The organism is Pseudomonas sp. AGC41, assembly GCF_057334555.1.
Genome location: NZ_JBHFJB010000146.1, coordinates 126,215 through 132,217 on the forward strand (window position 1 = coordinate 126,215; position 6,003 = coordinate 132,217).

At 64.6% G+C, this 6,003-nt stretch carries 5 protein-coding genes; 1 reads left to right on the forward strand and 4 read right to left on the reverse strand.

Annotation, left to right across the window (positions count from 1 at the left end; all coding sequences use genetic code 11):
- Window positions 1–55: 55 nt before the first annotated feature.
- On the reverse strand, window positions 56–817 hold the full coding sequence (locus ACE04F_RS23965) for a CHAD domain-containing protein (protein ID WP_486110189.1): 762 nt from the start codon (window positions 815–817) through the stop codon (window positions 56–58).
- A 46-nt stretch (window positions 818–863) separates the two neighbouring features.
- Window positions 864–1,154 carry a hypothetical protein gene (locus ACE04F_RS23970; protein WP_039588883.1) on the reverse strand — a complete coding sequence of 97 codons (291 nt, stop codon included), beginning with the start codon at window positions 1,152–1,154 and terminating at the stop codon, window positions 864–866.
- A 203-nt stretch (window positions 1,155–1,357) separates the two neighbouring features.
- On the opposite strand from ACE04F_RS23970, the gene ACE04F_RS23975 reads away from it, so the two are divergent.
- A complete protein-coding gene (locus tag ACE04F_RS23975) occupies window positions 1,358–2,395 on the forward strand; it encodes a patatin-like phospholipase family protein (RefSeq protein WP_486110190.1) in 1,038 nt (345 codons plus the stop codon).
- Between the two features lie 113 nt (window positions 2,396–2,508).
- On the opposite strand, the gene ACE04F_RS23980 is transcribed toward ACE04F_RS23975, so the two are convergent.
- Both ACE04F_RS23980 and ACE04F_RS23985 read right to left on the reverse strand, forming a co-directional pair.
- The gene (locus ACE04F_RS23980) at window positions 2,509–3,207 is read right to left on the reverse strand and encodes a response regulator (protein ID WP_434629402.1); all 699 of its coding nucleotides are present in this window, start codon (window positions 3,205–3,207) and stop codon (window positions 2,509–2,511) included.
- A 48-nt stretch (window positions 3,208–3,255) separates the two neighbouring features.
- The gene (locus ACE04F_RS23985) at window positions 3,256–5,907 is read right to left on the reverse strand and encodes a DUF4118 domain-containing protein (RefSeq protein WP_486110191.1); all 2,652 of its coding nucleotides are present in this window, start codon (window positions 5,905–5,907) and stop codon (window positions 3,256–3,258) included.
- Window positions 5,908–6,003 lie beyond the last annotated feature (96 nt).

Genomic DNA, 6,003 nt, shown 5'->3' on the forward strand with positions numbered 1-6,003 from the left:
GACTGATACACCGCTATCGCGAGCAAGCTCGCTCCCACAGGGGTTACGGGCAGATTCAGGATTTATCGAAGCAACTTACGAGGAGTTTATCGAGCACCCGGTCGGACTTGGCCTCGGCCTTTTCCATGGTGATCCGCCAGACAGGTACGCAGGAGCGCAAGTCGTCTTCTTCCCCGGCCCGCACCAACCATTGCCAGCAATCATGCCAATCGCCCAACGCGCCTTGGGCGGATTTGAGTCGAGGCATGGCCGGTTTCGGCAAGCGATCCAGTTCCGGGTAGGCCTCGATGGCGTAACGCACGCGCTTGATCAGCAGGCGCAGTCGGTGACGGTCATGAGCCGGATCGCGCAAGGCTTCGCCGAGCTTTTTCCATTGTTTGTCGAGGCGCTTCTCAACGCGTTTGCGTAATCCCGCAAGCAGACCCTGGCGCTGTGCAGCGCGGATGAAGCGCGGGAATGCGTCGAGGATCATCAGCAAATGCGCCAACTCCGGACTGCTGGCCACGGCGGGATAGGCCTCGGCCATTTGCAGCTGGCGTCGCTGCGCGGCCTCGGTCTTGCCGTGCTGCTCAAGATACGCCGCCAGCACCTCACGGTCGCGCAAGGGGGTGGTCAGGGCACCGACGGCCGATGCGGCTGTCTCCAACTGCTCGACGCCGGGCAACCCGCGCAGTGGCCGAAGCAAGCTGCGCAAGCGGCGAACAGTGGTTCGCAGCTCGTGCAGAGCTTCGCTATCGGTATGGGCATTCAAGCGGGCCTGGCAGGCCAGCAGACGGACTTCCAGGCCCAGAATCCGGGCCACCAGCCGATCGATCATGAGCTACTCCGTGCGCAGCTTCACATTACGAAGCTTGCAGCTGTCCTTATCGTCCCGCGCGGGATTCGCGAATGTAGAAACGCGCCTTCTCGGCTTTCTTGGTGCAGCCCTCGAAGGCTTCGAACTGCTGCTGGGTCTTGGCCCCGGTCAGCAACGAAAGAGCCTTGGAGTAGCTGACGGTGCCGGCAAAGCCTTCGGCCTTGGCCAGGTCAAGTTCGCGCCAGGCGCTGTCAAGCTGGCTGCCGCAACTGTCGCGGTAAGCGGTCTTGCCGGCGCAACCGGCCAGGGCCAGAACCATCAGGGACGCCACCAGGGGCAGGCAGATCCGGGCTTTCATCGATAACACCTCAAGGTCAACAGTCGTGCTGGTAAGACGGTTTCGCCGGCAAAAAGTGCCTCGGCGCGGCCGCTATATTCAAGTGGGCACGAGCATACGCAAATGCCGCTGCGGCGTGTCAAAAAACGACGCCTGCGCCACAACGATTGAGCCGGCCCGTCGATGAGTGCATTGTTGACGTCTGTTCGACAAGAGGCCTGCTCATGACAAAACGTGTCGCATTGGTATTGGGCTCGGGCGGCGCCCGGGGCTATGCCCATATCGGAGTGATCGAGGAAATCGAACGACGCGGCTACGACATCGCCTGCATTGCCGGTTGTTCCATGGGTGCGGTCGTAGGCGGGATCTACGCGGCGGGCAAGCTCAAGGACTACCGCAACTGGATCGAAAGCCTCGACTACCTGGACGTGCTGCGGTTGGTGGATGTCAGCTTTCGCCTCGGGGCCATTCGCGGCGAAAAAGTCTTCGGGCAGATCCGCAAGATCGTCGGCGAGCTCAATATCGAAGACCTGCGCATTCCCTACACGGCGGTGGCCACCGACCTGACCAACCAGCAGGAAATCTGGTTCCAGGAAGGTTGCCTGCACCAGGCGATGCGCGCCTCGGCGGCGATTCCCAGCCTGTTCACCCCGGTGATGCAAGGCAACCGCATGCTGGTGGATGGCGGCTTGCTCAACCCGCTGCCGATCGTGCCGGTGGTGTCGAGCCATTGCGACCTGATCATCGCGGTCAACCTCAACGCCACCAACCAGAAGCAATACCGGTTGCCCGTGATCCAGCGCCCCGCCGCGTTCCGGCGGCGCTTCGACACCCTGGTCAATTCCCTCGGTTCGCGGTTGCCGTTTCGCCGCAAACAGGCCGAGCAATTGTTGCTGTTGGAACAGGAAGCGCTGAAGGCCGAGGCGGCCGACATCAACCCATGGCTCGATTCCGCCGAACCGGAAGGCCAGCAACCGGCCGCCGCGCCGGAAATCGAAGGCGCACCGAAATCCGCCACCGGCTCTTTCATCATCGATAACGTCGGGCCGGCCTCGTTGCTTGATCTGATCAACCAGAGCTTCGAGGTGATGCAGACTTCGCTGGCCCAATACAAGATCGCCGGCTACCCGCCGGATGTGCTGATCAACGTGCCAAAACGAGTGTGCCGGTTCTTCGAGTTCTACAAGGCGCCGGAGCTGATCGCGCTGGGACGGGAGATTGCCAGCGATACGCTGGATCGGTATGAGAGTGAGCAGAGCTGAAGGCTCCGAGTGACTGTTTCGGCCCCTTCGCGAGCAGGCTCGCTCCCACAATGAAATGCGCTCAAGTGTGGGAGCGAGCCTGCTCGCGAAGAGGCCAGCCAGACAGTACAAGACTAAAACCCACCCTCCTCCAACAACCGATACCCCACCCCCGCCTCGGTCACGATGAACCGCGGCCGGGTCGGGTCGTCGGCGAGTTTCTGGCGCAAGTGACCGATGACGATGCGCAGGTAGTGGCTGTCTTCGACGTGGGTCGGGCCCCAGATGTCCTTGAGCAGTTGCTGTTGGGTGATGACCCTTCCCGGATGCCGCGCCAGTTGCGCCAGCACCGCGTATTCCTTGCGAGTCAGGGCCACTTCGGCGCCGTCCAGCAGGACCCGGCGATAAGCCAGGTCGACCGTCAGCGGGCCGAACGTCAATGCCGCCGACGGTGCCTCGCCCGCCGGCGCCTGGCGCAGGAGCGCGCGCACGCGCGCGAGGAATTCCTGAATGCCGAAAGGCTTGGTCACGTAGTCATTCGCACCGTTGTCCAGCGCCTCGACCTTCTGTGCTTCGCTGGCCCGTACTGACAAAACCAGCACCGGCACCGCAGACCATTGGCGAAACTCGCGCAGTACCTGCTGGCCGTCCATGTCCGGCAGGCCAAGGTCGAGCACCAGCAGATCAGGCTTGTTCAACGCCGCCTGGGCCAGGCCCGCTGCGCCGGTCTCGGCTTCGAGCACCTTGTAGCCTTGCGAGGTCAGGCTGATCCGCAAGAACTTGCGGATCTGCGGTTCGTCATCGATGACCAAAAGGGTCGCGTTCTGGCTCATGAGGTCCGTTCATTGCGGTCAAGTGGCGGGAGCATAACGCAGTGCCGGTCAGGCTTCATCGTCCATCCCCGGTTGTGTCTGCAAGGGCAGGTGCAAGGTGATGCAGGTGCCGCGCCCATCGAGCCCCTCGTCGACGCTGATCCGTCCGCCATGGGCGCCGACCATGCCCTGACAGATCGCCAGCCCCAGCCCGGTGCCCTGCCCGCCACGGTCGCCGCGCGCAGCGGTGTAGAACATGTCGAAGATTTTTTCGCGTTCCGGCTCGGGAATTCCTGGCCCCTCATCAGCCACCGCGAAGTGTATTTCATCAGGCGTCGCTCCGGCGCTCAACCGCAACCGACCATGGGCGGGCGAAAACCGCGCGGCGTTTTCCAGCACATTGACCAGCGCCTGCTCGATCAGCGCCGCATGGACATACAACAGCGGCAAGCCGGTCGGCACTTCGATGCTCACCGCCAGTGGCGCCAGCACCGCCCGCAACCGGTTCAACGCGCTGCCCACGATGTCGGCCGGCGATACCCAATCGCGCGCCAGCTTCAGCGCACCGTGGCCGAGGCGGGTCATATCGAGCAGGTTCTGGATATAACGATCCAGGCGCTCGGCTTCGTCGCGGGTGCCTTCGAGCAATTCGCGACGGTCCTGCAGCGGGATCGCCTCGCCCAGCGCCAGCAGGCTGTCGATGCTGCCGCGCATGGAAGTCAGGGGCGTGCGCAAATCATGGGAGACGGAGGCCAGCAAGGCGCTACGCAATTGCTCGGTTTCGCCGTGCAGGCGCGCCGCTTCCAGGTCCTGCGCCAGCTGCGCCCGAGCCAGCGCCTGGGCCAGCGGCTGGCTGAGCGCCGCCAGCAAGCGGCGACGCTGACCGCTCAAGGGCTTGCCGTCCTTCAGGCAGACTCCCAACAGGCCCAGCGGGCCACCCTCGGACGACAAGGGCCACCACCACCAGCGCCCGGACGGCAGCGTCGCGGTGCCGGCGCCGGCCGGCTGATCGTGTTGCCAGGACCAGTCGGCGGCGGCGCGCTCGGCCTCGGTGAAGGTCAACGGCTCTGCCGTCTCGACGTGCCAGCCGTGCTGTGCGTCGCGCTTGAGCAGGCACAGTTGCAAATCGCCCTCGCTGTTGAGGTGTTGCACGGCGGCGCTGATCACGGCCTGGCGATCGGTCGCGGCCGTCAGTTTGCGCGACAGATCGAGCAGCTCAGCGGTTTCCTGCTGGGTGTCGCGCAGCGCCTGCAACTGCCGACGCTGGCGCGCCGCGAGGTTGCCGGTCAGGGCAGCCATCAAGAGGAAAAACACCAGCGTCAGTACATCTTCTTCGCGCTGGATCGTCAGGGAGAAATTCGGTGGGATGAACAGAAAGTCATACGCCAGGAATGACAGCGCCGCACAGGCCAGCGCCGGGCCGAGGCTGCTGCGCACCGCCACCAGCAACACCGCCATCAGGAATACCAGGGAGATATTGGGCAACGCAAGCAACCCGGAAATCCCCCAGGCCAGGGCACTGGCGGCCAGCGTAGCCACCAGCGCCAGCACATAGTCGAACCCGGTCTGGACGGTGCCCGGACGCAGGCGCGGCGGCGGCGGTGTTTCATCGCCGTCCAACACGTTGATCTCCAGTCCACGGGCATCGCGCAGCAACCGCGAAGCCAGGCCGCCGCCGAACAGACGCCTGCGCAAGCGCCGGCGGGACTGCCCGACCAACACCAACGTGGCCCGCCGCTGCATCGCGTGCTGGATCAGCGTCCTGGCGACCTCTCCCGCGCGCAGCAGCACCACCTCCCCGCCAAGGCGTTCCGCCAGTTGCTGGGCGCTCTGCAAACGCTGGCGCGAGGACTCGTCCCGTGCCGTGCCGTTGTCTACATGCACCACGCTCCAGGGCAGATGCCGGCGCTGGGCGACCCGGCTGGCGTGGCGCACCAGCCGTTCGGCCTGGTGATCCGCATCCACGCCCACCAGCAACCGGCCCTGGACCGCCGGGGCCGACTGGCCCAGTTGCCGATAACCCTGGGCCAGGTCGTTGTCCACTTGCGCGGCAGCGGTCTGCATGGCCAGCTCACGCAGGGCGGTGAGATTGGTCTGGGAGAAAAACGCATCGATCGCCGCGCGGGCCTGTTCCGGCACATAGACCTTGCCATCACGCAGACGCTCCAGCAGTTCGCGCGGTGGCAGGTCGATCAGCAGCAGCTCATCGGCTTCCTGCAAGACCCAGTCCGGCAAAGTCTCGCGAACCTGCACACCGGTGATGCCACGAACCTGATCGTTGAGGCTTTCCAGATGCTGGACGTTGACCGTGGTGAAAACGTCGATGCCGGCGGCGAGCAGTTCCTGGATGTCTTGCCAGCGCTTGGCGTGGCGGCTGCCGGGGGCGTTGCTGTGGGCCAACTCGTCCACCAGCGCCAGGCTCGGGCGAGCGGCAAGCAGGCCGTCGAGATCCATTTCCTCGAGCATCACGCCGCGGTATTCCGAACGCACCATCGGCTGTTGCGCCAGGCCATTCAACAAGGCTTCAGTCTCGGCGCGCCCGTGGGTCTCGACGACCGCGGCGATGACGTTGGTTCCTTGGCGCAACCGGGTATGGGCCGCTTGCAGCATGGCGTAGGTCTTGCCCACACCTGGGGCGGCGCCGAGGAAAACCTTGAGGCGGCCACGGCCGTTGCGTGGCAGGTTGGCTAGCAGTGCATCGGCGCGGCCGGAGTCGCTCATGCTGGGTCTCTTTCAGAGTTGTTGGTCCCCCTGTGGGAGCGAGCCTGCTCGCGAAGGCGGTAGCTCAGCCAATATTGTTGCTGACTGACACAACGC